The 20,438-nt window shown below is 40.7% G+C and carries 23 protein-coding genes; 15 read left to right on the forward strand and 8 right to left on the reverse strand.

Translation table 11 applies throughout. The annotated features are described in order from the left end of the window. Window positions 1-48: 48 nt before the first annotated feature. Entirely contained in the window at window positions 49-258 is a 210-nt protein-coding gene (locus tag LY624_RS13265; RefSeq protein ID WP_062569538.1) for a hypothetical protein, read from the forward strand. Window position 259: 1 nt separating this feature from the next. Here the strand turns inward: LY624_RS13265 and LY624_RS13270 are convergent, their stop codons facing one another. The 4 genes from LY624_RS13270 to LY624_RS13285 are packed head-to-tail and all read right to left on the reverse strand — an operon-like array spanning window position 260 to window position 4,122. Continuing rightward, window positions 260-760: a DUF1543 domain-containing protein gene (locus LY624_RS13270; protein WP_341803187.1), complete on the reverse strand. Its 501-nt coding sequence runs from the start codon at window positions 758-760 to the stop codon at window positions 260-262. Window positions 761-780: 20 nt separating this feature from the next. Continuing rightward, window positions 781-2,124, reverse strand: a complete 1,344-nt coding sequence (locus tag LY624_RS13275; protein WP_193987730.1) for a sigma 54-interacting transcriptional regulator — start codon at window positions 2,122-2,124, stop codon at window positions 781-783. Between the two features lie 2 nt (window positions 2,125-2,126). Beyond that, window positions 2,127-2,663, reverse strand: coding sequence for a hypothetical protein (locus tag LY624_RS13280; protein WP_130149579.1), 537 nt, complete (start codon window positions 2,661-2,663; stop codon window positions 2,127-2,129). Window position 2,664: 1 nt separating this feature from the next. Then, window positions 2,665-4,122 carry a sensor histidine kinase gene (locus LY624_RS13285; RefSeq protein WP_341803188.1) on the reverse strand — a complete coding sequence of 486 codons (1,458 nt, stop codon included), beginning with the start codon at window positions 4,120-4,122 and terminating at the stop codon, window positions 2,665-2,667. 311 nt (window positions 4,123-4,433) lie between these two features. Here LY624_RS13285 and LY624_RS13290 point away from each other — a divergent pair, with 311 nt between their 5' ends. From LY624_RS13290 to LY624_RS13310, 5 genes are all read left to right on the forward strand, one after another. Then, window positions 4,434-4,661, forward strand: a complete 228-nt coding sequence (locus tag LY624_RS13290) for an EF-hand domain-containing protein (protein WP_130149577.1) — start codon at window positions 4,434-4,436, stop codon at window positions 4,659-4,661. 9 nt (window positions 4,662-4,670) lie between these two features. Beyond that, window positions 4,671-4,898 (forward strand): hypothetical protein, encoded by a 228-nt coding sequence (locus tag LY624_RS13295; protein WP_130149576.1) that lies wholly within the window; start codon window positions 4,671-4,673, stop codon window positions 4,896-4,898. A gap of 100 nt (window positions 4,899-4,998) precedes the next feature. Continuing rightward, window positions 4,999-5,232 carry an EF-hand domain-containing protein gene (locus LY624_RS13300; protein ID WP_130149575.1) on the forward strand — a complete coding sequence of 78 codons (234 nt, stop codon included), beginning with the start codon at window positions 4,999-5,001 and terminating at the stop codon, window positions 5,230-5,232. A 6-nt stretch (window positions 5,233-5,238) separates the two neighbouring features. Next, window positions 5,239-5,472: an EF-hand domain-containing protein gene (locus tag LY624_RS13305; protein ID WP_062569530.1), complete on the forward strand. Its 234-nt coding sequence runs from the start codon at window positions 5,239-5,241 to the stop codon at window positions 5,470-5,472. A gap of 105 nt (window positions 5,473-5,577) precedes the next feature. Beyond that, window positions 5,578-7,218: an amidohydrolase gene (locus LY624_RS13310; protein ID WP_341803189.1), complete on the forward strand. Its 1,641-nt coding sequence runs from the start codon at window positions 5,578-5,580 to the stop codon at window positions 7,216-7,218. A gap of 7 nt (window positions 7,219-7,225) precedes the next feature. Here the strand turns inward: LY624_RS13310 and LY624_RS13315 are convergent, their stop codons facing one another. After that, complete coding sequence (locus tag LY624_RS13315; protein WP_062570023.1) at window positions 7,226-7,456, reverse strand: YgjV family protein; 231 nt, start codon at window positions 7,454-7,456, stop codon at window positions 7,226-7,228. Window positions 7,457-7,722: 266 nt separating this feature from the next. Here LY624_RS13315 and LY624_RS13320 point away from each other — a divergent pair, with 266 nt between their 5' ends. Continuing rightward, a complete protein-coding gene (locus LY624_RS13320; protein WP_062569528.1) occupies window positions 7,723-8,379 on the forward strand; it encodes a Crp/Fnr family transcriptional regulator in 657 nt (218 codons plus the stop codon). A gap of 37 nt (window positions 8,380-8,416) precedes the next feature. Here LY624_RS13320 and LY624_RS13325 read toward each other — a convergent pair whose 3' ends face one another. Beyond that, on the reverse strand, window positions 8,417-8,983 hold the full coding sequence (locus tag LY624_RS13325) for a phosphoribosyltransferase (protein ID WP_130149573.1): 567 nt from the start codon (window positions 8,981-8,983) through the stop codon (window positions 8,417-8,419). A gap of 196 nt (window positions 8,984-9,179) precedes the next feature. Then, window positions 9,180-10,475: an aminopeptidase PepB gene (pepB, locus tag LY624_RS13330; protein WP_193987735.1), complete on the reverse strand. Its 1,296-nt coding sequence runs from the start codon at window positions 10,473-10,475 to the stop codon at window positions 9,180-9,182. Window positions 10,476-10,636: 161 nt separating this feature from the next. Between pepB and sfsA the strand changes: the two genes are divergently transcribed. Then, a complete protein-coding gene (gene sfsA, locus LY624_RS13335) occupies window positions 10,637-11,356 on the forward strand; it encodes a DNA/RNA nuclease SfsA (RefSeq protein ID WP_341803190.1) in 720 nt (239 codons plus the stop codon). Here the strand turns inward: sfsA and LY624_RS13340 are convergent. Beyond that, the gene (locus LY624_RS13340; protein WP_130149570.1) at window positions 11,346-13,895 is read right to left on the reverse strand and encodes a penicillin acylase family protein; all 2,550 of its coding nucleotides are present in this window, start codon (window positions 13,893-13,895) and stop codon (window positions 11,346-11,348) included. The two genes, sfsA and LY624_RS13340, sit on opposite strands and share 11 nt — an antisense overlap. A 142-nt stretch (window positions 13,896-14,037) precedes the next feature. Between LY624_RS13340 and LY624_RS13345 the strand changes: the two genes are divergently transcribed. The 7 genes from LY624_RS13345 to panC all read left to right on the forward strand — a co-directional run bounded on the left by LY624_RS13345 (window position 14,038) and on the right by panC (window position 20,396). Next, complete coding sequence (locus LY624_RS13345; RefSeq protein ID WP_130149569.1) at window positions 14,038-15,027, forward strand: AraC family transcriptional regulator; 990 nt, start codon at window positions 14,038-14,040, stop codon at window positions 15,025-15,027. Between the two features lie 214 nt (window positions 15,028-15,241). Continuing rightward, window positions 15,242-15,685, forward strand: a complete 444-nt coding sequence (gene dksA, locus LY624_RS13350) for an RNA polymerase-binding protein DksA (RefSeq protein ID WP_062569522.1) — start codon at window positions 15,242-15,244, stop codon at window positions 15,683-15,685. A gap of 19 nt (window positions 15,686-15,704) precedes the next feature. Continuing rightward, window positions 15,705-16,649 (forward strand): tRNA glutamyl-Q(34) synthetase GluQRS, encoded by a 945-nt coding sequence (gene gluQRS, locus LY624_RS13355; RefSeq protein ID WP_130149568.1) that lies wholly within the window; start codon window positions 15,705-15,707, stop codon window positions 16,647-16,649. Window positions 16,650-16,942: 293 nt separating this feature from the next. Then, on the forward strand, window positions 16,943-18,232 hold the full coding sequence (gene pcnB, locus LY624_RS13360) for a polynucleotide adenylyltransferase PcnB (protein WP_130149567.1): 1,290 nt from the start codon (window positions 16,943-16,945) through the stop codon (window positions 18,230-18,232). Further along, window positions 18,232-18,720: a 2-amino-4-hydroxy-6-hydroxymethyldihydropteridine diphosphokinase gene (gene folK / locus LY624_RS13365; protein ID WP_130149644.1), complete on the forward strand. Its 489-nt coding sequence runs from the start codon at window positions 18,232-18,234 to the stop codon at window positions 18,718-18,720. Before pcnB ends, folK begins: the two co-directional genes overlap by 1 nt. Before the next feature lie 29 nt (window positions 18,721-18,749). Continuing rightward, a complete protein-coding gene (gene panB, locus LY624_RS13370) occupies window positions 18,750-19,544 on the forward strand; it encodes a 3-methyl-2-oxobutanoate hydroxymethyltransferase (RefSeq protein WP_130149566.1) in 795 nt (264 codons plus the stop codon). Continuing rightward, entirely contained in the window at window positions 19,545-20,396 is an 852-nt protein-coding gene (gene panC / locus LY624_RS13375) for a pantoate--beta-alanine ligase (RefSeq protein ID WP_130149565.1), read from the forward strand. Window positions 20,397-20,438 lie beyond the last annotated feature (42 nt).

Genomic DNA, 20,438 nt, shown 5'->3' on the forward strand with positions numbered 1-20,438 from the left:
AATCTTAGCTCATTACAATAGCGCACCTTTGCAATGTGACGCTTTGTTATGAAAAAACACTCTCCAAAAAAAGAACTGATCTTACTACCTGTTTTATTCGTCGCTATTCTGCTTTGTGTCGTAGGACACTTCTTACTTCAGCCAAATTATCAAGACAATCATACAGTAGAGTATTTACTTGCGGCATTGCCTTTTGCTTTATTTGGCCTAGTGATTATCGCCTTTAAAATTGCTAGTAAAAGCGATAATCAAGATTAGTTTATAAAACGTGATAACCAAACCAATCCGGTTTCATTGCTTGTGATTGTCCGCTTGGGGTTAATTTGATTGATAAGTTACTATCGAGCAAGTCAATCGCGAAACAATCATCGACATCGTGTAAATCATCCTTATGGAGATGGCTTAACCCTGCAAGTAAAGACTCTTTTGCACGTTGTTTAGCTTCTTCACTGCTGCGTGCAACATAAAGTGCAAAATCATGCTGCTCTGCCAACCTATCAGCACGATAGGCACCTAGATTCACAAAGTATAATTTTTCAGGTTGTGAATGCGCTTCTTCAACAACCTCGACCTTGTATCCATCAATGTGCTGGATTTGCATGTAACTATCCATGTGCACATTGTTTTTATCACCGACCCACTGTGCTTTTAATTTTGAGTATGTTTGTTCAATCGTACTTCCCACAACAAATCGCACATCATGCATTTCTATGTGGCAACCTTGAATACGTCCACCAAGGTAGACTAAAAAAAGCGACATGAATTTTCCTTATGCTAGCTCTACATTAAGTTTTCGACATTAATGTTGTGTTTTTTTATTAACTTATAAAAATCTGAACGGTTCCGTTTTGCAAGCTTAGCGGCCTCTGCGACATTGCCGGCTGCCATCTTTAAGGTATTGATTAGATAATCTCGTTCAAACTCTTTTTTCGCATCATTCAGCGAAAGTGGTTCCGCAATACTTACATTACTATTGAGTGCAGACTCCACCAGTTGAGCAGAAATAACTCCGCCTGGTGTCAAGGCAACAACTTGTTCAATCACGTTTTGTAGTTGGCGAATATTACCTGGCCAATCATACCTCACTAGCGCATGCATCGCATCGCTTGCAAAGCGTTTTTCGTCTTGATTCATGCGCTTTGCTATCTGCCCTGCAAAATGCTGTGCCAACAAACTTATATCTTCACGGCGTTCACAAAGAGGTGGTAGCTTTAAATTAACAACGTTCAATCGATAATAAAGATCTTCCCTAAATTGTTGGTTATTTATCGCTTCGGGAAGGTTTTTATGGGTGGCAGATACAACTCTGACATCAATTGGAATTTCTTCTTGGAAGCCAACAGGGCGAATCGTTTTCTCTTGTAATACGCGTAATAACTTCACTTGTAAGTTCAGTGGCATATCACCAATTTCATCTAAAAACAGTGTGCCGCCTTGTGCTTGCTGAAATAAACCTTGATGATCTTTCACAGCCCCTGTAAACGCGCCTTTTTTATGCCCGAATAATTCCGACTCTAGTAGCTCACCGGGTACTGCACCGCAGTTAATCGCCACGAATGGACCGTCACTAACGTGACTATGCTGATGGATTGCTTGCGCAAGTAGTTCTTTACCTGTGCCACTGGCACCAGATATGAGTACGTTAACCTGTGTCGGCCCCAGTAGCTTAACCTGTTCAAGTAAATGCAGCATCGCCCCGCTTCGCGTCACGATATTGGTTTGAGTTGGCGCTTCCTCCCCATGCACTCCATGGATCTCTATTGCTTTTGCTAAGCTGTCAAATAACTCATCTTTATCAACAGGCTTTGTGATAAATGCAAAAATTCCCTGCTTTGTCGCCTCGACTGCATCTGGAATCGAACCATGCGCTGTCATCATGATGACAGGCATAGATGGGTAGCGGCTTTGCAACTGACGATGCAGCGCCATTCCGTCCATTTCGTCCATTCTTAAATCGGTAATTACCGCGTCGTAGGTTTTATTTTTAAGTTCTTGAAGAGCCACAATGCCACTTTCAGCAGTACTCACTTGATAGCCTTTAGACTCGATTCTTATTGCTAACAGCTTTAATAAACTCGCGTCATCATCCACTAGTAACACGCGAGGTTTACTTACTTCATTCATACTTACTGCTCCTTAGTCTCTTCGCGAAGAAGAAGTTGCTGCTCAATCGTAGCCAGTGACGACAATGTTTTTTCCATTTTTTCGGTTAATGCTTGCTTTGCTTGTTTCGCTTTTAAATGCTGCTTAACACTTTGCTTTTGAAGCCAAAGGTACTGCTTTATATCATCTGGCCAATAGTAAGCTTGATCTGTTTTGTCTAGTAAAGCCAACGTTTTTTCTGGACTTGCTTCGCTCTCTAGACACAGTGATTTAAACAACGCTTTGATTTCTTTTTCACCTACATAACTTACTTTTTTATGTGTGCTCTTATAGCCTCCACATTGCTGGGCATGCCAAGCAATAACAATATTTGCAGGTGGATACATCGGCTCACTTTTCGGACGCGGCTTGGGATTAGGCTCTCCCTCTTCGGGTGTTACATGTTTTTTATTAACTACTTGCTGCGCTTGTTCTGTTACGGGCTTAGTTTCTAGCAACGAACAGCCCGAGAGCATTAGTGCAGCAATCATCATAAAACTGGCTTTATTAGCTAAGCCCATATCAGTTAACTCCCTGGGTTAATTGAATTGGTAATATTACGGTAAAACAGCAGCCATGGGGGTCATTGTCTTCGAGCTTTAGCTCACCGTTTAGTTGTTCAACTGTTTCTTTCACAATAGTAAGTCCTAAGCCACTGCCCATCTCAGCTTGGCTTTTGGCATTTTTACCTTGATAAAATGCACCAAAAATAGACATTTTTTCGGATTCATCAACACCAATGCCAAGATCGCTCACCGACACCATAAGCTTACTGTGTTTAAATGTCACCTTAATGGTAACTGCTTCTTTTTCTGGTGAAAATTTTAATGCGTTGGAAATAAGCTGCACTAAAATCATTTCTAATAATTCCGTTGAAATATAAAGAGAGCGGCTAGGTAATTCATTTAACCAAAGCAACGATTGATCTCGCGCTATTAGGCGATGTTCAAAATGTCGCTCTATTTTGCCCATCATCACCGAAAAGTCTAATTCGGTGATGCTCTCCTTACTGGTGCGAATTGCATTATAATTTAAAAGGCTTTCAATCATAATGCGTAACCGCGCCATACTTTGTGTAATAAGCTCTAATACAGCTTGCTGCTCTGCATTGATAGGCCCCACAATTTCATCAGCGAGGAGATCTGTTCCTTCAACCATAGAAGCCAATGGGGTTTTTAATTCATGTGTAACATGGCGTAAGAATGTATCTTTTTGCTGCTCAAGCATATGAAGTTGTGCTTGTACCCATTGTAACTTATTGCCTAACTCAATAAGCTCAGAAGAACCTTTAACAGAAATATTTTGTTGCCAATGACCTTGTCCCAGTTTATCGATAACAGATGTCAATTCGCGTAAACGCCCACTGATCCGCCATAAAAACCCGCCACTCACCAGCAAAGTAATAGGGATCAATGCCAATAGCCAATTTATAAATGACGCTTGTAAGGTTTTTAAGTGTTGTTGGTTTTTCGTGATGCGTAATTCATTCTGATCACGTAGCCACACTGTTTGCTCTGCAATCAGTTTACTGGCTGGTGCAAACAGCTCACCATCTTGTTTTTGTTCATGTACCAAGTGTTGCTGAGCAAAGCTCAACACATCGGCTAGCTGCTGCCATTGGTTAACGTAATCAGGTGAGGGACTCAAAAAAATTAGCTCATCAATGCTTTGCAAAGATGACTGCCATTTATTTGCAATTAAGGTGTCAAGTGATTCACTTTTCAACACCCAGTTTTGCCTTGTTGCTCTCTCAAGGCTATTTAGGTCCTGCTTAAGACTATTAAATGTTTTGGTTACTAAGTAGTTATCGCTCACTATTTTTTGTGTGACAGCAAGCTGCTTGTTGAGCGCATTTAAAAATAGGATCACAACCAAAGATAAAGGCAATAATGATAAAAGAGTACTAAACACAAATTGCCCGATTAAATTGGGACGCCAATCGAGTAGATGTTTGAACTTACTGCTAGCTTGCCTTTGCATAGGTTTCCTTCAAGGTGTGACAGGTATAAATTATCTATGAGTTAAGTTATACACTGGCTGAATTTTATCTGAAATTCAGCACTATTTTCACTAAAAAATCAATATCGTTGCAATTTGGAGACAAACTAAACAACTGATTTTAAAAGGTTAAATTTAAAAATTTATTTTCCCGTTGCAAAAAAGACACAAAACCATGTAAGAATTTCTACCGACACACGCTAAAAAACACATAACAACATGATAATCAACAACTTTTAACTTTGGCATTGTTTTTGTATTAGAGTAAATAATTAATTTTCTTAGGAATTAAAATGAAGAAATTGGCCATTACTATGCTGACGCTTGTGTGTTGTATTTCAACAACCACGTATGCCCTTAACTTAAATGATTCTTTTAAAGAACTGGACAAAGACAGTAACGGCACTTTAAGTGAATCAGAGGCATCGGAAGACGCGTTGTTACACGACAACTTTTCACAAATTGATACGAATCAAGATGGCCAAATTTCTTTTTCAGAATTTCAATTGTTTGTTCAATAGGAGATTGTAATGAAACAACTTATTGCCGCTTTCTCGCTGATGTTTTTAGTGATCAGCGCAACCGTTTTAGCATCACAAATGGATGTACGTTTCGCTAAATTTGATACGAATGCCGATGGTGAAATTTCGCTTACAGAAGCCACACAACATGATGACTTACTGAAGCAATTTGCTGATCTAGATAAAAATGACGATCAGGTTTTATCAGAGCAAGAGTTTGAGAAATTCAAACTTTAACGACTTAAAGTGTTTGCCATAATCCCTGAGGGAGTGTGTAAACGGATTTAATTTTGGGAATTAAATTATGGCAAGCACTTTCACTAACAAGGAGCGCAGTATGAAAATAGTCTCAGTTATTTCACTAATCCTTATGACTTTTAGCTTTAATAGCTTTGCATTAGATGTAAAACAACGTTTTAATCATCTCGACAAGAATAAAGATGGCTATTTAAGCCCTGACGAACTTACGCCTCAGCCTCATCTTAAAAAGCGTATAAGTCAGTGGGATACAGATAATGACAAGCGCATATCACTCCTTGAGTTTAAAAATTATTTAACAAGTAAGAGCTAACAAACAATGACAAGATTAACCATCACCAGCTTAGTTTCATGTTTTCTTTTTAGTACTATGAGCTTAGCCTCTGGCAGTATTGGTGAGAAGTTTAAACAACTTGATCGCAATGATGACGGCTACTTAAGTCGCTCTGAATCAGCACGAGACCCAGCACTTTGGTCTCGTTTTCAAAGTTACGATAAAGACAAAGATAACAAGTTATCACTTGCAGAGTTTGAAGTTTACGCTAGCAAATAAATTAAGGGTGTGCCAAGCACCCTTCCCCTGTCATTTTTGTTCAAGTAGTTGCAGTTTATGACAACTCTGATACTGTTTTTATAAATCAATAAAAACAAGACAATTATGAAATTCATCATCGGCTTACTCGCATCAGCATCACTATCCTGTTTTGCAAACACAACGGTTATCTATAACGTCAATGGCTACACACCGACCTATAAAGGGGATACCAAACAGTTTTCAACATTGGTCATCAAAGATGGCAAGGTGGTCAAAACAGGTAATGACTCCTTAAAAGCCAGTTATCCTGATGCAACAGCCTTTGATGGTGAGCAGGCGACTTTGCTACCCGGCCTTATTGATGCCCATGGCCATGTTATTGGCCTTGGTAACAACCTATCGCAACTGGATGTTAGAAATACCCGATCAGTTGATGAGGTCGGAAAGAAGCTCGCAGAATTTGCGAAAGATAAACAAGGCTGGATCATTGGTCGTGGCTGGAACCAAGAGCAATGGCCAGGCGCACAATTTCCTACGGCAGCAGACTTAGACCGCTATGTAAAAGATAAGCCTGTGGTACTGTCTCGAGTTGATGGCCATGCAGTGTGGGTTAATTCGAAAGCCATGGCACTTGCTGGTATCGAAAAAGACACTCGCTCTCCTGCCGGTGGTGAAATATTAAAACTGGATTCAGGACTAGCTTCAGGTGTCTTCATTGATAAAGCCGAAACACTAATAACTCAGCATGTACCAAAAGCAAGCCACGCTAGCATTAATACTGCTTTAGATAATGCAGGTAAACATTTGCTTAGCTTAGGCATTACATCAACCCACGATGCGGGTATTGATTATGATACGTGGCAAGTTTACAAAGAACGTGCAGAGCAAGGCACTCTACCGCTGAGAATTGTTGCTATGTTAAGCGCAAGCGACCCGAAACTAGACACCATGTTAAAAGCGGGTCGCTATAAAGATATGCATGACTACATGTCAATTAGAAGCGTAAAAGTATACGCCGATGGTGCGCTAGGGAGCCGTGGTGCTGCATTAATTGATGAATATGCTGATCGTAAAAATTATCATGGCTTAATGCTTGAAACACAACAAAAACTCGAACAGCTTTTCACCTTAAGTTTTGAAAGTGGTTTTAGTGCGAACACCCATGCTATTGGTGATAAAGCGAACCATATCGTATTAGATGCCTACGAAAAAGTGTTTAAAAAATCTGGTGGAATTTTATTACGTAACCGTATTGAGCATGCGCAGATTGTTACGCCCGACGATATTGTTCGCTTCAAATCACTAAAAATCATTCCCTCAATGCAACCTGTGCATGCCACGTCTGATATGCATATGGCTGAACAACGCTTGACCGATAAACAGCTTGCCGGTGCGTATGCTTGGAAAACATTTTTAGATCAAGGCTCAATTGTGGCTGCGGGCTCTGACTTTCCTGTAGAACTAGCTGACCCATTCGATGGTTTATATTCAGCCATTACTCGCATGGATCACAACCAGTTACCAAAAGGTGGTTGGCGACCAAAAGAACTATTATCGAGAGATGAAGCTTTACGAGCGTTCACTTTAGGCGGCGCTTATGCTGCTCATCAAGAGTTTAAATTAGGCAGTTTAGAACAAGGTAAATGGGCTGACTTTATTTTAATAAACAAAGACTACTTTACTGTTCCGGTATCACAGATTCATGACATCAAGGTTAAGCAAACATGGATTGGTGGCGAACTAAAATATCAACAAGAAAACTAAATGGTCACTATTTAGCGTCAGTCGATGACTGACGCTTTAATTTAATAATATGGTAGATATTTACAAACGTCAGAAGTCCATTTGTGAATGCAACAGGAATGGCATCAATCGCTATACCGTAACAAGTAAATGCAATACATCCAGCCAAATTAAACCAACGCAGCTTAACCACATCACTCATTGTTAAAGAAGCGACCAACAAGGCAGACGCTAAATAGCCTAAATATTCCCAACTCAATTGTTCTCTCCTAGGCTTTAGGTTAGCATTAGAGCTTGTCATTTTTTTTGACTTACTCATTGCTACTTTAACAATGAAAATAAAAAAGCTAACTTACTAAAAACCTTATAAAGCACAGTAAATACTTTGCTTAAAATCATTAACACGGGAAATGAAGGTACAAGCAAGGCATGGCCTCGCTAGCAAGTTAGCGTGAATTCTTAGAATCTTAATGCTAGCGTCATTAAGGTGTAATAAATAGGACAATTGTCCGAAGAGCGGCGTTAATGTTTCAATATCATTTTTCAAGTTATCTAGTTGAGCAATTACTTACTTTTGCAGGAAGTCGATACCAACAAGCAAAAAAAGAAGTGCTGATCCATCAAGATCAACCACTGTCTAAACTCGTGTTAGTCAGAAGTGGAACGGTGTCGCTCAGTTATGACGTGGGTAATGGGCGTAGACTATTACTCGGCCAGCTTGATTGTAATAACACCTTAATTGGCGAGATCGAGGCACTAAATAACTTACCTTGTATTTACACCGTGACCTGCTTTAGCGATGTAAGTTATAACTTAATCGAGCTAAAACATTGGCGCTCACTGTTACTAGAAAAGCCAGAACTCAGCTTGTACACAGCACAAACTATCGCCGCTAAGTTTCAAGAGAATCAGAAAATTAATCTCGATAAACTCCTATTGCCACTGAGCTACAACATAGCAAAAGACTGTTTATTAAGGGCTGAGAATAATAATCCAACACTGCTACGTGCCTACCCAACGGTTAATGCAGAGGCTGAACGTTTCGCAACCACTGAACGCGCTTATCGCCGCGTAGTGACAGAGCTGGTAGAAAAAGGATTGATAGTAAGAAGCAACCAAGGACTTAAGGTTGTTGATATAGAAAAGCTAAGCAACTATGTTGATAGCTTTTCACAATTGTGAGTATGTGCCTACATACTCACTTTATTTAAGTAGCAATTTACTTATTTAATAATAAGTCTTGGATATTTGCTAAGTCTGACTTGCCTTCAATAATTTCATCTGGCGTTAAACCTGATAGCTCATGAGGGAAAACTAACCACTCATCAGACTCATGAATATAATACTCAGGCACCATATCTACTTTTGAGTTTTTAGGCTTGTAATATGGGCAAGCAACACGAATATCGCGTGGCAGATTCAAGCGCATTAATTCAGAAAGTTTTTCTTTTAAAGCGAAAATACTACGTCCAGAGTCAAATACATCATCAACAATCAACAACGAATCATCTGCGTTGGCATTTTCGATGATGTAATGCAAACCATGTACTTTAATTTCTTTTGACTGCTGATTAATACCGTAATAAGACGATGTACGCACAGCAATATGATCTGTCTCTATGCCTTTGTAATCATAGTACTCTTGTACTGCGATACCGATAGGAGCACCACCACGCCAAATACCAATGATGAAATCAGGACGAAAACCATCTTCATAAACTTTTGCAGCAACGCGAAACGAATCTTCAAGTAACTGCTGCGCAGTGATATAGCACTTATCTGACATAAATAGAGACCCCAGTGTGAATTGATCATTCAAGTGTAGTTAATGAAATTTAAACTAACCACCTGATGAGAAAATGTGGGGCGAGATTTTATACTAAATGATGCCAAAAATCTTGTATCAGTTTGTAAATCACATTAAAAAACAAAAAAGCGCTTAATAAAGGCGCTTTTGGTAATGTACTATGCGTAGTACTCAATTAAGCTTTTTCAAGCAACGTTCTAGCAACCGTACGCATACCTTGCGTTGTAGCACCCGCGGCCCACTCACTCGTGCTGCCCATATTAAATGCTGCAGCAAGGTCAATGTGCACCCACCCTTTACCATCGTTAGGAACAAAGCGCGATAAGAAACCAGCAGCATTTGACGCACCGCCGTAACCGCCGCCTTTTTGTGGGCGACTATTTGCTGTATCAGCATAAGGCGATGGGCAGTTTTGTTGGTGCCACTTTTCAAGAGGAAGTGGCCATGCAGCTTCCATTTCTTGCTCTGCAAAATCTTGTACTTCACGCACAAAGTCTTTATCAAGGCCAAATAACGCATTGTACTCTTGACCAACAGCCACAAGTGCAGCCCCTGTTAACGTTGCCGCATCAATGATTAATGGTGCGCCAGTTTCACCCGCAGCCATTAAGCCATCAGCGAGTACTAAACGCCCCTCAGCATCTGTATTAACAATTTCAACTGTTGTGCCATTTTTATAAGTAAGAATATCACCTAATTTATAAGCATGACCTGAAATTAAGTTTTCAGCACAACATAAAAACAGCTTAATGCGTTTATTCACACCACGACTAATAGCAAGCGCTAAACCAGCAGTAACCGTCGCCGCACCGCCCATATCGCACTTCATACCAAGCATGCCTTCGCTTGCTTTAATTGAATAACCACCCGAATCGAATGTGATCCCTTTACCCACAAGAGCAGCATCAACAGGGGCATTGTCGTCGCCCGTTGGGTTGTAATCTAGCTCTAATAATACAGGTGGACGCTCACTACCACGACCTACAGCGTGAATACCTATCCATTGATGTTCTAAAAGTGCATCACCTTTAATGATTTGATAACTAACGTGCTCAGGCGCTAATGACTGAATAAACTCAGCCGCTTTACCTGCCAAGCTTTCAGGAAAAATATCATCGGCAGTACCGTTGATCATTTGGCGAGCCCATGTCGCTGATTTAGTTAATGCAGCCAGTTCATTGCTATCTGTTTTTGCGTTTTCGGCAAACTCAACTGCATCTAAATTTTTTGGCGATACAAAGCCTTGATAAAAAGCCCATTGTGTTTCAGTGCACCAAACATCACCCGTTAGAGCAACATTCTTTAAGCCTTGATTCGCTAACGTACGCGCTGCTTTTTGTACGTTTTTAAGTGTATCTTGCTCAGTTAAATGAACGGTTGCGCCTTGTTCAGTAAAAGAAAGAGAGGCTTTTTCACCCCAATGCGCGGCAGCACCCTGCTCGCTAAGTTGAACTAAAAATTTTTCCGACATGTTAGAATACTCTTTGCGCTGAAAATTGTTTATCGAGTTTACTACAGCGAACGCGACATCCCAACCGCTTGCGATAAATAACCTTTACTAAACAGACTAAGGGTGCATTCTATGTCGCTATTCATTTACAATGAACGAACGCGTTTAATCAAAACAAAATTATGCATTTTTTACCACCTTTACAATCTGCTAAATTGCTCAAACGCTATAAACGTTTTTTAGCGGATCTTGAGCTAGAAACTGGCGAGCAATTTACCGCCCACTGTGCCAATACAGGAAAGATGACTGGTTGTGCTGAGCCTGGATTTAGCGCTTATTACTCAACCAGTGATAACAAAAAACGAAAGTACCCACACTCTTTACAGCTTACTAAAAATCATTTCGAACAGTTAATTTGCGTTAATACCGCAATAGCCAATCAAGTGGTGCATGAAGCATTAACACATAATGTAATAAAAGAGCTTTGCGACTACAGCACAATTCAAACTGAAGTAAAATATGGGCAAGAGAACAGTCGTATCGATTTTTTACTCACCGCTAATGACAAAGCAAATTGCTACGTTGAAGTAAAATCGGTGACATTACTAAGTGAAGATAACCCCCAATCAGGACAAGGCTATTTTCCCGATGCGCAAACAGTTCGTGGCCAAAAACATATCAGAGAACTTATCGAAATGGTGCAACAAGGGCACCGCGCCGTATTACTTTTTGCTGTGCTACACGAAGGAATTAGCCAAGTCAGTGGTGCCAAGCATATTGATGAAACGTATTGTTCGTTATTAACACAAGCCATTGATTGCGGTGTTGAGGTGTATGCTTATAAAGCTGATATCTCGGCCAGTGCTATTACACTGACCGAGCAAGTTCCATTTATTGCTTAGTCATTGAAATATCTATTTCATCAATTAAGTTAAGTGCAATATCAGCCTCTTTGTAAAATAGAGGCCTCAACTTGGCCGTTTGCGAATAATAACGACTTTGATCATCAAAATGCTCTGAACGTGAGTCAGAACTTTGCGACATAGTCAGTAATCCTTTTGCAACCGGCCCATCTTCAGTAAAGTTCATCACAAACATCCAACTTGAACCATAGTTCACTGGGTAACCTTGTGATGATAAATTAGAAGCCAAAGGCTTACCCGTTATTGCATCAGGTAATGTTTGATAGTCTGCATAAGGAATTAATGTAGAACGAGTTAGATTACTTCTATCAAACCGAAAGACATTGAACCCTCCTTCAACATGCATCGGCCCAGCCCATGGCAATTGTTCACCCGAAGCATGACCACCAGCCAATGATTTTTCGACAAACTGCAAATCCGCTAAAGTATCTGTTAATGAGATACCATTTGACTGTAAATTAAGCATCGCGTGCGCCAATACTTTTAATGCAACTTTGTCTTGGCGTAAAGTATGGGGAGTATTTGCAGGGTCTGTAACATCAAAATTAGTGTATAAATGAGCAGACGGATTAAACAAGTGAGCAAATTCACGAATTAATGCTGCCCCCTGAGTCTCTAAATTCATAGCCCCATTCCAGTTCGATAAAATATCGCAAGCAGGGCTTACATCAACCGCAACATCGCTTGTAATCTGTACAGGTACATCACCTTGTGCCTGACACTGCATAGCAAGATCTGCAAATACAAGTTCGCCTAAATAAATACGGTTGCCTATCAGTGCTTGCTCTAATTCATCAAGAGTGAACTTAGCATCTTCGCCACCTCCATCTTGCAATAGTTTTAGACCCATCCGCGTACGTAATGAGAGTGGTTTATGAACGTCACCATACTGAGCCGCAAAGCCAACAAGTGGCTCGTTTAGGTTTGTAACCCAATAACTATCATTTGAATTTTGCACATAGTCGGTGCGGGTAAGCTGAGGAGCTTCGGTAAATGGCACCTTACCCTGACTTTCAAATAGCTTCATATTTCCAGGCACTAAATCAAATCCAGTTGATTCTCTTAAGGCCACAAGTTCAGGTTGCAGACGGATCGCTAAATTGGCTGTGTCATCTAATTTGAGAACGGTACTGTCATCCACATAAAATACATTCCCAGCTTTATCTGCCGCCATGGTGTTGTTGAATGACACTCCGTCAAACTTAGCGAACGACTCTTTCATATCATCAAGACTCACCGCCTGATTAAGCGCAGACCACTGAGCAACCACATCCATGTTAAATTCATTCGCATCTTTAATCGTAAATGCTTGGCTATCATTCCAGCCTAAACCATTAGCGGCGGGTGTTTCCAACATCAAACCATGGTGGCTATAATAAAATGGTTTTTGAAGCTCAATGGTCGTGTTGGGGCCAATGGCAACCTCAACTGAAATTGTTTTACTGGTTATCGTATGCTGCTCATCTTCAACACGGTAACTCATACGATCATCTTCATTTAATGCCAGTTGATAAATTAAAAAGTGACGTGCTGTTGAGAAGGTATGTGTCCATGCAACATGTTCATTAAAACCGATATTAATCACCCCCGGCATACCCTGCAAACTCCCTCCCATCACATTCATTGCACCGGGTACAGTTAAATGTGACTGCCAAAAACGTAGATTTCCTTCATGGGGAAAGTGAGGGTTTGCTAATAATCCACCTTTGCCATTGGCCATCATCTCTTTACCCAAACCCCAACCATTAGAACCTAAATGCTTAAATTTTTTGTCTAATTTAAATTGCTTTGCTTGTTGATTGACATTTTTAACCAAACTGGAAACAGCATTTGGCGCATTGCTACTTGGCACAGGTAAATACTCATCACCGTCACCAGGATTTGCAAAAAATGCGAGCTCTAAAAAGTTTGCTGAACTTGCCAACTGCACAGTTGCCATTGAATATGCCAGCATATCTTGTGCGGTTAAGCTTATCACCCAAGGTGCTGACGCACATTCAGGCGCTAGATTCGCAGCCCCTGTGTCATTGACATATTTATTAAAGCCTTGCACAAATCCCTCAAAGTGAGCACGGCTGGTTTCATCCAGCTCACCATAATGCTGTAATGCGTATTCATTAACCCCTAATGCTTTGTAACCAAAATCAGAAATTAAGTGTTTAGAGTCGCCGCTACCTGCGACTTGGTCAGGGCCATAATATTTGGCACGTTCGCCGCGAGTTTTAATGATTTGATCCATCAATAAACAAGCATGATCTTTGGCATATGCATAGCCACTACCAAATGCCAAGCTCTCAAGATTTGTTGCCGTAATATGCGGCACACCGTAACTTGTCCAACGGATATTGGCCTCAAGTACACTATTTTCGGCAAAGTTCGGAATAGCAACCTTTACGACCTCTTCAGGTTCTGGGGTTGTCGTGACAGGTGGTTCTGTAACATCATTATTGCTATCAGAATTGCAGCCTACAGTGAGTAATGCTGCGGCAATACTGAATACTAAAGGGTGGAGTTTCATTGTGCATCCTTATTATGGTTATTGTATCCATTGACCAGCTTGCCTTAATTAATTCACTAAATCTTGACTCTCTACGCAATATATTGACTTTGCGCGCCAACTCATGCAGCTTAATATTTCTAATAATAAAAAATGAAACCCTATGTTTTATGTCAGTAGTCAAATAATTCGCTCGTTGTTCTATTTTCTTCAGCGTCAAGGACTTGAATCAGAAAAGCTAAACTCATTACTGGCAGAGCGAGCTCATTATTTAGATGATACTTGCTATCGGTTCCCTGTTTCTGACTATGAATCGTTAATGTGCTTTGCAGATACTCAGCTTAGTAAAGAGCATATTGGCCTGTTATTTGGCCAATCTCTGAAGGCACAAAATTGGGGATTACTTGGTCATGTTGCACTTGTCAGTCAAAACCTTGAAAAAGCACTACAGCACGCGCAAAAGCTAAATTCTTTAGTGAGAAATATAGGTCATATTGAATTAGTACATGAAAACCAACAATGTCGACTTAGCTGGCATGCAAAAGAGACAATAAACCACTACATGGTTGATGAGTTATTCAGTAGCTGGTTATCCTTTGCTAAGCATTGCTGCCAGCAAAACGCAGAGCTTGCACTCGAAAAGGTACAGCTTACCAGAAAGCCTCCTTCACCTTTGTGTATGCAAACTTATCAACATACTTTTAATTGCCCTATCGAGTTTAATGCTGCCATAAACTGCCTGATTTTTGATGAGAAACTTCTTAGCAGCCCTTTACTGTCTCCTAACCCAGAACTTGAGCAGATTTTACTCTCTCAAGCAGGTGACGTTACCCCGCATACTGATTACATTAACGAATTAAATGCATTTATCGCCAGCCAATTTCCCTATATTCCAACAGTTGAACAAGCAGCACATCAACTTGGCTTTAAAAAGCGCACCTTACAACGTTACTTAACTCACCAACAATTAAGCTTTTCAAAGATAATTGACATACAAAGGAAGCAGCACGCAAAACAAATGCTATTACAAGGTTTTTCAGTGCTTGAAGTCAGCAATAAGTTAGGCTTTTCAGAACAAAGCGCGCTACAAAGAGCATTTAAGCGCTGGTATCAAACAACACCAAAGAAGTTTTTAAACGAACATAGTTTTTAAGTTGTATTATTTTTTTTTGCCCATATTACTAGGCAAGTTTATAAAAAATTGACTAGCAGCAAGCGTTAATCAAACCAAGTAATTACTTTTTCATTCACTTCTTGGTTTAGGCACACAGGATTAATTAAAAATAAATTTGCCTCAACCTGTCGTTTCTGCTATTTATAGCCGCCGGCTAACGCTGGGCAATATATTAAGGATTTAGGAGAAAGTTATGCCAGACCAAAAAAGACTAGGGTTATTGGCTCAGGCCGGGTTAGAGCCGTATCAGGAACAGCCAGGTGAAGAGTATATGAATGATGCACAACGTGCTCATTTCAAAAAAATTTTAGAAGCTTGGCGTAACGATTTACGTAACGAAGTAGACCGTACTAAATCGCACATGCAAGATGAAGCTGCTAACTTTCCAGATCCAGTTGATCGCGCTGCACAAGAAGAAGAATTTTCATTAGAGCTTCGTACTCGTGACCGTGAGCGTAAACTGATCAAGAAAATTGAAAAAACAATTCAATTAATCAAAGAAGATGACTTTGGTTTCTGTGAATCATGTGGTATCGAGATTGGCATTCGTCGTTTAGAAGCACGTCCAACTGCTGATCTATGTGTTGACTGCAAAACACTTGCAGAAATAAAAGAAAAACAATCAGGCCGCGGTTAATTATTTTTTAAATTAACCCATGTCTACCACAGCCGTTAATACGCAATCGCGTATATATCGTGGCCGTTTTGCGCCATCCCCGTCTGGGCCCTTACACTTTGGCTCATTAATAGCGGCTGTGGGAAGTTTTCTTGATGCGAAAGTTAATCAGGGTAAATGGTTAGTTCGTATTGAAGATATTGACACAACACGTGTTGTCCCTGGCGCTAGTGATGATATTTTACGTACATTAGAAGCTTATGGTCTGCATTGGGATGAACGTGTCATCTACCAAACTAACCGCCTACAAGAATATCAATCCGTCTTGGAGCAACTTATTGCTCAAGGTTTAGTTTATGCTTGCCATTGTACCCGCAAACAAGTTAAAGCAATGGGTGGTATATACCAAGGCCAGTGTAAGTTAAAAGGTCATTCCTTCGTAAATTCGGCACTTCGATTATCCCAGCAATTTGCCACTAGCCACTACAGCGATCTCATTCAGGGAAAGGTAGAAGTTGACCAAGCTTTAGCCAAAGAAGATTACCTTATCAAGCGTAGTGACGGTTTATTTGCTTATCAACTAGTTGTTGTGGTCGATGATATTGCTCAAAATATTAGTCATGTTGTGCGTGGTGCCGACTTATTAGAACCCACGGCACGACAACTTAGTTTATTTAAACAACTTAACCAAACAGCACCACAATACGCTCACCTACCCTTAGCAGTGGCAAAGCCGGGCTTTAAATTATCAAAACAAAATTATGCCCCTGCCATTTCAAAAACAGCACCTAAGCCTGCGCTTTTTGATGCCTTTCGCTTTTTAGGCTTAAACCCCGAAGCTGCTCTTTTGTCTGCAACGGTCGAAGAAATGCTAAAATGGGCTGTTGCGGCCTACCATCTTGAATGTGTTCCCAAAGTAAAAGAGATTCAAGTAAGTGAGGATCCACATTCATCTTTTAGTAAATTTCAATCCATCACAAAATAAATTGCCAATTTAAAAGGTCGAGTAACTTAATTTTTATGCCACGCTGGTATATGATAGCGACCCAAAGTGTGCGATTCATCAGCACCTTAATTTAGCGCCATTTTAAACACACTGATTACACGTCAATCTCACACCGACGAAGTGAAAAAACAAACGCTATACTTGATGAGTTGCAAAGACCATGTCGTAGGAGACAGATTATTATTTCCAAGCTTTTTCAATTTTGTCGGCAAATTATTGGCCCAAATGCCACTGACACACACAATGCCGTACAAGCCAGCGAATTGCCTTTGGTGATCGAACGTAGTGAACATGGGATTTCACGTAAACAATTTAGCCCAAATGCAATCAAAGTATTGTACCGCTTAAAAGAAGGTGGCTTTGATGCTTACCTTGTAGGTGGTTGTATTCGAGATATATTGTTAGGTCAACAACCAAAAGATTTTGACGTAGTAACCAACGCAACACCTGAGCAAATCAAAAAACTGTTTCGAAATTGCAGACTGATTGGCCGACGCTTCCGTTTGGCGCATATAGTATTTGGTCGTGAGATTATCGAAGTCGCAACCATGCGTGGACACCACGAAGCCGACGAAGTTAAAAATCAAATTAGTCAATCAAGCGAACATGGCCAACTGCTGCGTGATAATGTGTACGGGAGCATTGAAGAAGACGCCGAGCGCCGCGACTTTTCTATCAATGCCCTCTACTACTCAATTAATGATTTTTGTATTTATGATTACGCCAATGGTATTAGCGCAATTAAAGCGAAGCAAATTGAGTTAATTGGCGACCCAGAAACACGCTACAGAGAAGACCCTGTACGTATGCTGCGCGCTGTTCGCTTCGCCACTAAATTAGGGATGAGTATTGCGCCTGCAACCGAAAAACCTATTGCAGGACTGGCTAATTTATTAGACCACATTCCACCAGCGCGTTTATTTGAAGAGTCACTCAAGCTATTCTTAAATGGCAAAGCTGAAGAAAACTTCATTATGCTACGCCAATATGGTTTATTTAAAGCACTGTTTCCAGCACTTGATAAAATCTTAGATGCCAATCCTAATGGCCTTGAACATGCGTTTATCCTGCAAATGTTTAAAAACACCGATAAACGTATTAATGCAGATAAAAAAGTCACGCCGGCCTTTATTTTTGCTGCCTTGCTGTGGTTCCCATTACTGAGCATTGCTAAAAAATTACAACAGCGCGATCAACTGTCAGAGTATGATGCATTTGCACAAGCGATGAACAAAGTACTGAGTGAAAACGCCCAGCATGTAGCTGTACCAAAACGCTTCACGCTCGGTGCACGCGATATTTGGCATATTCAACAACGCCTTGATAAACGGGGTGGACAACGTGCTTACCGACTAACTCAACAACCACGTTTTAAAGCTGCATATGACTTTTTACTATTACGTGTTCAAGCAGGTGAAACTGAACTTCAAGAGCTTGCTAACTGGTGGACAAACTATTTAGGACAAGACATTAATGGCCAAAAAGAAATGGTCAAAGCGCTTGGTCATCAAGGTGGTCCAAAACGTCGCCGCCGTCCACGTAAGAAAAAAACAGAGCAATGATGAATCAAGTTTACTTAGGTTTAGGTGCTAACTTAAATGCACCACGAGAACAAATACACCGCGCTATCACTGAGTTAAAAGCACACTCAGATATCGAGTTTATAAGTGCCTCTCATGATTACGCGAGTAAACCTATGGGTCCACAAGACCAGCCTGATTATGTTAATGCTGTAGTATGCATAAAAACAAAGCTAGCCCCAGAACAACTACTCGATTTAACACAAAGTATAGAACTTAAGCACGGTCGTGTTCGAAAAGAGCAACGCTGGGGCCCGCGAACTCTTGATATTGATATTCTTTTATTTGGCGACCAAGTAATTGATACACCTCGTTTGACTGTGCCGCATTATGGCTTAACAGAGCGAGAATTTGTTGTGTATCCACTATTAGAAATAGCGCCAACATTGCTATTACCAAATAGCCAACCACTTGCTGATATAAAAAACACGTTGCCCTTAAACGATTTACAACAACTCCCTCAGCAGTAATTAACCAAGGCAAAGCCTCAGAGGAAATTATGTCTAAAATTACCGTTTCTACACTTAATAAAATGAAACAAGAACAACAAAAAATCACGGCATTGACAGCCTACGACGCCAGTTTTGCTAAATTGTTTCATGATAATGGCGTCGAGGTGATTTTAGTGGGTGATTCACTGGGTATGGTATTACAAGGCAACGACGACACCCTTGCCGTCACCAATACTGATATTGCCTACCATACCCGTTGTGTGCGTGCAGGCAGCCGCGAATTATTCGTTATTGCTGATTTACCGTTTATGACATATGCCAACCCGACAGACGCTTGTAACAACGCAGCTGAGCTAATGCGTGCGGGTGCAAATATGATTAAGCTTGAAGGCGGTGAATGGTTGCATGACAGTATTCGCGCCATGACTCAGCAAGGCATTCCTGTATGTGGTCACTTAGGCTTAACACCGCAATCAGTGCATGTGTTTGGCGGCTTTAAAATTCAAGGTCGTGAGCAATCTCAAGCAGATAAAATGGTTAGTGATGCAAAAGCGCTTGAAGCTGCGGGGGCGCAATTGCTCGTTTTAGAGTGTATTCCGAGTGAGCTGGCTAAGCGTATTACTGATGAACTAAACATTCCAACCATCGGCATAGGTGCAGGCAATAAAACTGACGGGCAAATCTTAGTAATGCACGACTTAGTAGGCATTTCAGCCGGTTACATTCCTAAGTTTTCAAAAAACTTCTTATTAGAGACGGGCAATATGCCTGCAGCTGTTCAAAAGTATTGTGAAGATGTAAAAAGTGGTGCTTTCCCAAGTACCGAACATGAGTTTAAATAAATGCAGTCAATCACCGAAATTAAATCGTTACGTAGTCAGATCAAAGCTTGGCGTCAAGCAGGCCTGAGCATTGCGCTTGTGCCAACTATGGGCAACTTGCACCAAGGCCACTTTTCGCTAGTTGAAAAAGCAAAAACATTAGCTGATAAGGTTGTGGTCAGTATTTTTGTTAACCCAATGCAGTTTGGCGCTAACGAAGATCTTGATAACTACCCAAGAACACTAAGTGCGGATAAGCAGGGGTTAGCCGATTTAAATACTGATATCGTTTTCACCCCATCTGTGGAAACCATTTATCCTAATGGCTTAGGTGAACAAAGCTTTGTCGATGTGCCAGGCGTATCTATGGGCTATTGTGGTGGCTCTCGCCCAGGACACTTTAAAGGTGTTGCAACGGTTGTCACTAAATTATTTAACCTTGTTCAACCTGATTTTGCCTGCTTTGGTGAAAAAGACTTTCAACAACTGCAAGTCATAAAAACCATGACGCGTGATTTATCTATACCCGTTGAAATTATTGGCGTTCCTACATGCCGTGAAATTTCAGGCCTTGCCATGAGCTCTCGTAATGGTTATTTATCTGATGAGCAAAAAGACACTGCAAAAGTGCTGTTTGCCACGTTAAATAATACAGCAACGGCACTCAAACAAGGCAGCGTAGACATCGCAACACTTGAGGTAGAAGCAAAAGCACAGCTTGAAGCAGCAGGGTTAAAACCTGACTACTATGCAATTGCCGAGCGCTCAACGCTAAAAGCTGCAACAAGCGAGGATAAACAACTCGTTATTTTAGCAGCAGCCTATTTAGGTACGGTGCGTTTAATTGATAATTTGCAAGTTGAGCTGGATTAAATACGCTTAATCTGGGTAAGATGGATTTAAAAGAACACAATA

The sequence above is a fragment of the Pseudoalteromonas sp. N1230-9 genome (genome assembly GCF_032716425.1).
Lineage (GTDB): Bacteria > Pseudomonadota > Gammaproteobacteria > Enterobacterales > Alteromonadaceae > Pseudoalteromonas.

Bases quoted from the DNA above. Each gene is read 5' to 3' on its own strand.
- LY624_RS13265 (WP_062569538.1), top strand. From the start codon at position 49: ATGAAAAAACACTCTCCAAAAAAAGAACTGATCTTACTACCTGTTTTA.
- LY624_RS13270 (WP_341803187.1), bottom strand. From the start codon at position 760: ATGTCGCTTTTTTTAGTCTACCTTGGTGGACGTATTCAAGGTTGCCAC.
- LY624_RS13275 (WP_193987730.1), bottom strand. From the start codon at position 2,124: ATGAATGAAGTAAGTAAACCTCGCGTGTTACTAGTGGATGATGACGCG.
- LY624_RS13280 (WP_130149579.1), bottom strand. From the start codon at position 2,663: ATGGGCTTAGCTAATAAAGCCAGTTTTATGATGATTGCTGCACTAATG.
- LY624_RS13285 (WP_341803188.1), bottom strand. From the start codon at position 4,122: ATGCAAAGGCAAGCTAGCAGTAAGTTCAAACATCTACTCGATTGGCGT.
- LY624_RS13290 (WP_130149577.1), top strand. From the start codon at position 4,434: ATGAAGAAATTGGCCATTACTATGCTGACGCTTGTGTGTTGTATTTCA.
- LY624_RS13295 (WP_130149576.1), top strand. From the start codon at position 4,671: ATGAAACAACTTATTGCCGCTTTCTCGCTGATGTTTTTAGTGATCAGC.
- LY624_RS13300 (WP_130149575.1), top strand. From the start codon at position 4,999: ATGAAAATAGTCTCAGTTATTTCACTAATCCTTATGACTTTTAGCTTT.
- LY624_RS13305 (WP_062569530.1), top strand. From the start codon at position 5,239: ATGACAAGATTAACCATCACCAGCTTAGTTTCATGTTTTCTTTTTAGT.
- LY624_RS13310 (WP_341803189.1), top strand. From the start codon at position 5,578: ATGAAATTCATCATCGGCTTACTCGCATCAGCATCACTATCCTGTTTT.
- LY624_RS13320 (WP_062569528.1), top strand. From the start codon at position 7,723: ATGTTTCAATATCATTTTTCAAGTTATCTAGTTGAGCAATTACTTACT.
- LY624_RS13325 (WP_130149573.1), bottom strand. From the start codon at position 8,983: ATGTCAGATAAGTGCTATATCACTGCGCAGCAGTTACTTGAAGATTCG.
- pepB (WP_193987735.1), bottom strand. From the start codon at position 10,475: ATGTCGGAAAAATTTTTAGTTCAACTTAGCGAGCAGGGTGCTGCCGCG.
- sfsA (WP_341803190.1), top strand. From the start codon at position 10,637: ATGCATTTTTTACCACCTTTACAATCTGCTAAATTGCTCAAACGCTAT.
- LY624_RS13340 (WP_130149570.1), bottom strand. From the start codon at position 13,895: ATGAAACTCCACCCTTTAGTATTCAGTATTGCCGCAGCATTACTCACT.
- LY624_RS13345 (WP_130149569.1), top strand. From the start codon at position 14,038: ATGTTTTATGTCAGTAGTCAAATAATTCGCTCGTTGTTCTATTTTCTT.
- dksA (WP_062569522.1), top strand. From the start codon at position 15,242: ATGCCAGACCAAAAAAGACTAGGGTTATTGGCTCAGGCCGGGTTAGAG.
- gluQRS (WP_130149568.1), top strand. From the start codon at position 15,705: ATGTCTACCACAGCCGTTAATACGCAATCGCGTATATATCGTGGCCGT.
- folK (WP_130149644.1), top strand. From the start codon at position 18,232: ATGAATCAAGTTTACTTAGGTTTAGGTGCTAACTTAAATGCACCACGA.
- panB (WP_130149566.1), top strand. From the start codon at position 18,750: ATGTCTAAAATTACCGTTTCTACACTTAATAAAATGAAACAAGAACAA.
- panC (WP_130149565.1), top strand. From the start codon at position 19,545: ATGCAGTCAATCACCGAAATTAAATCGTTACGTAGTCAGATCAAAGCT.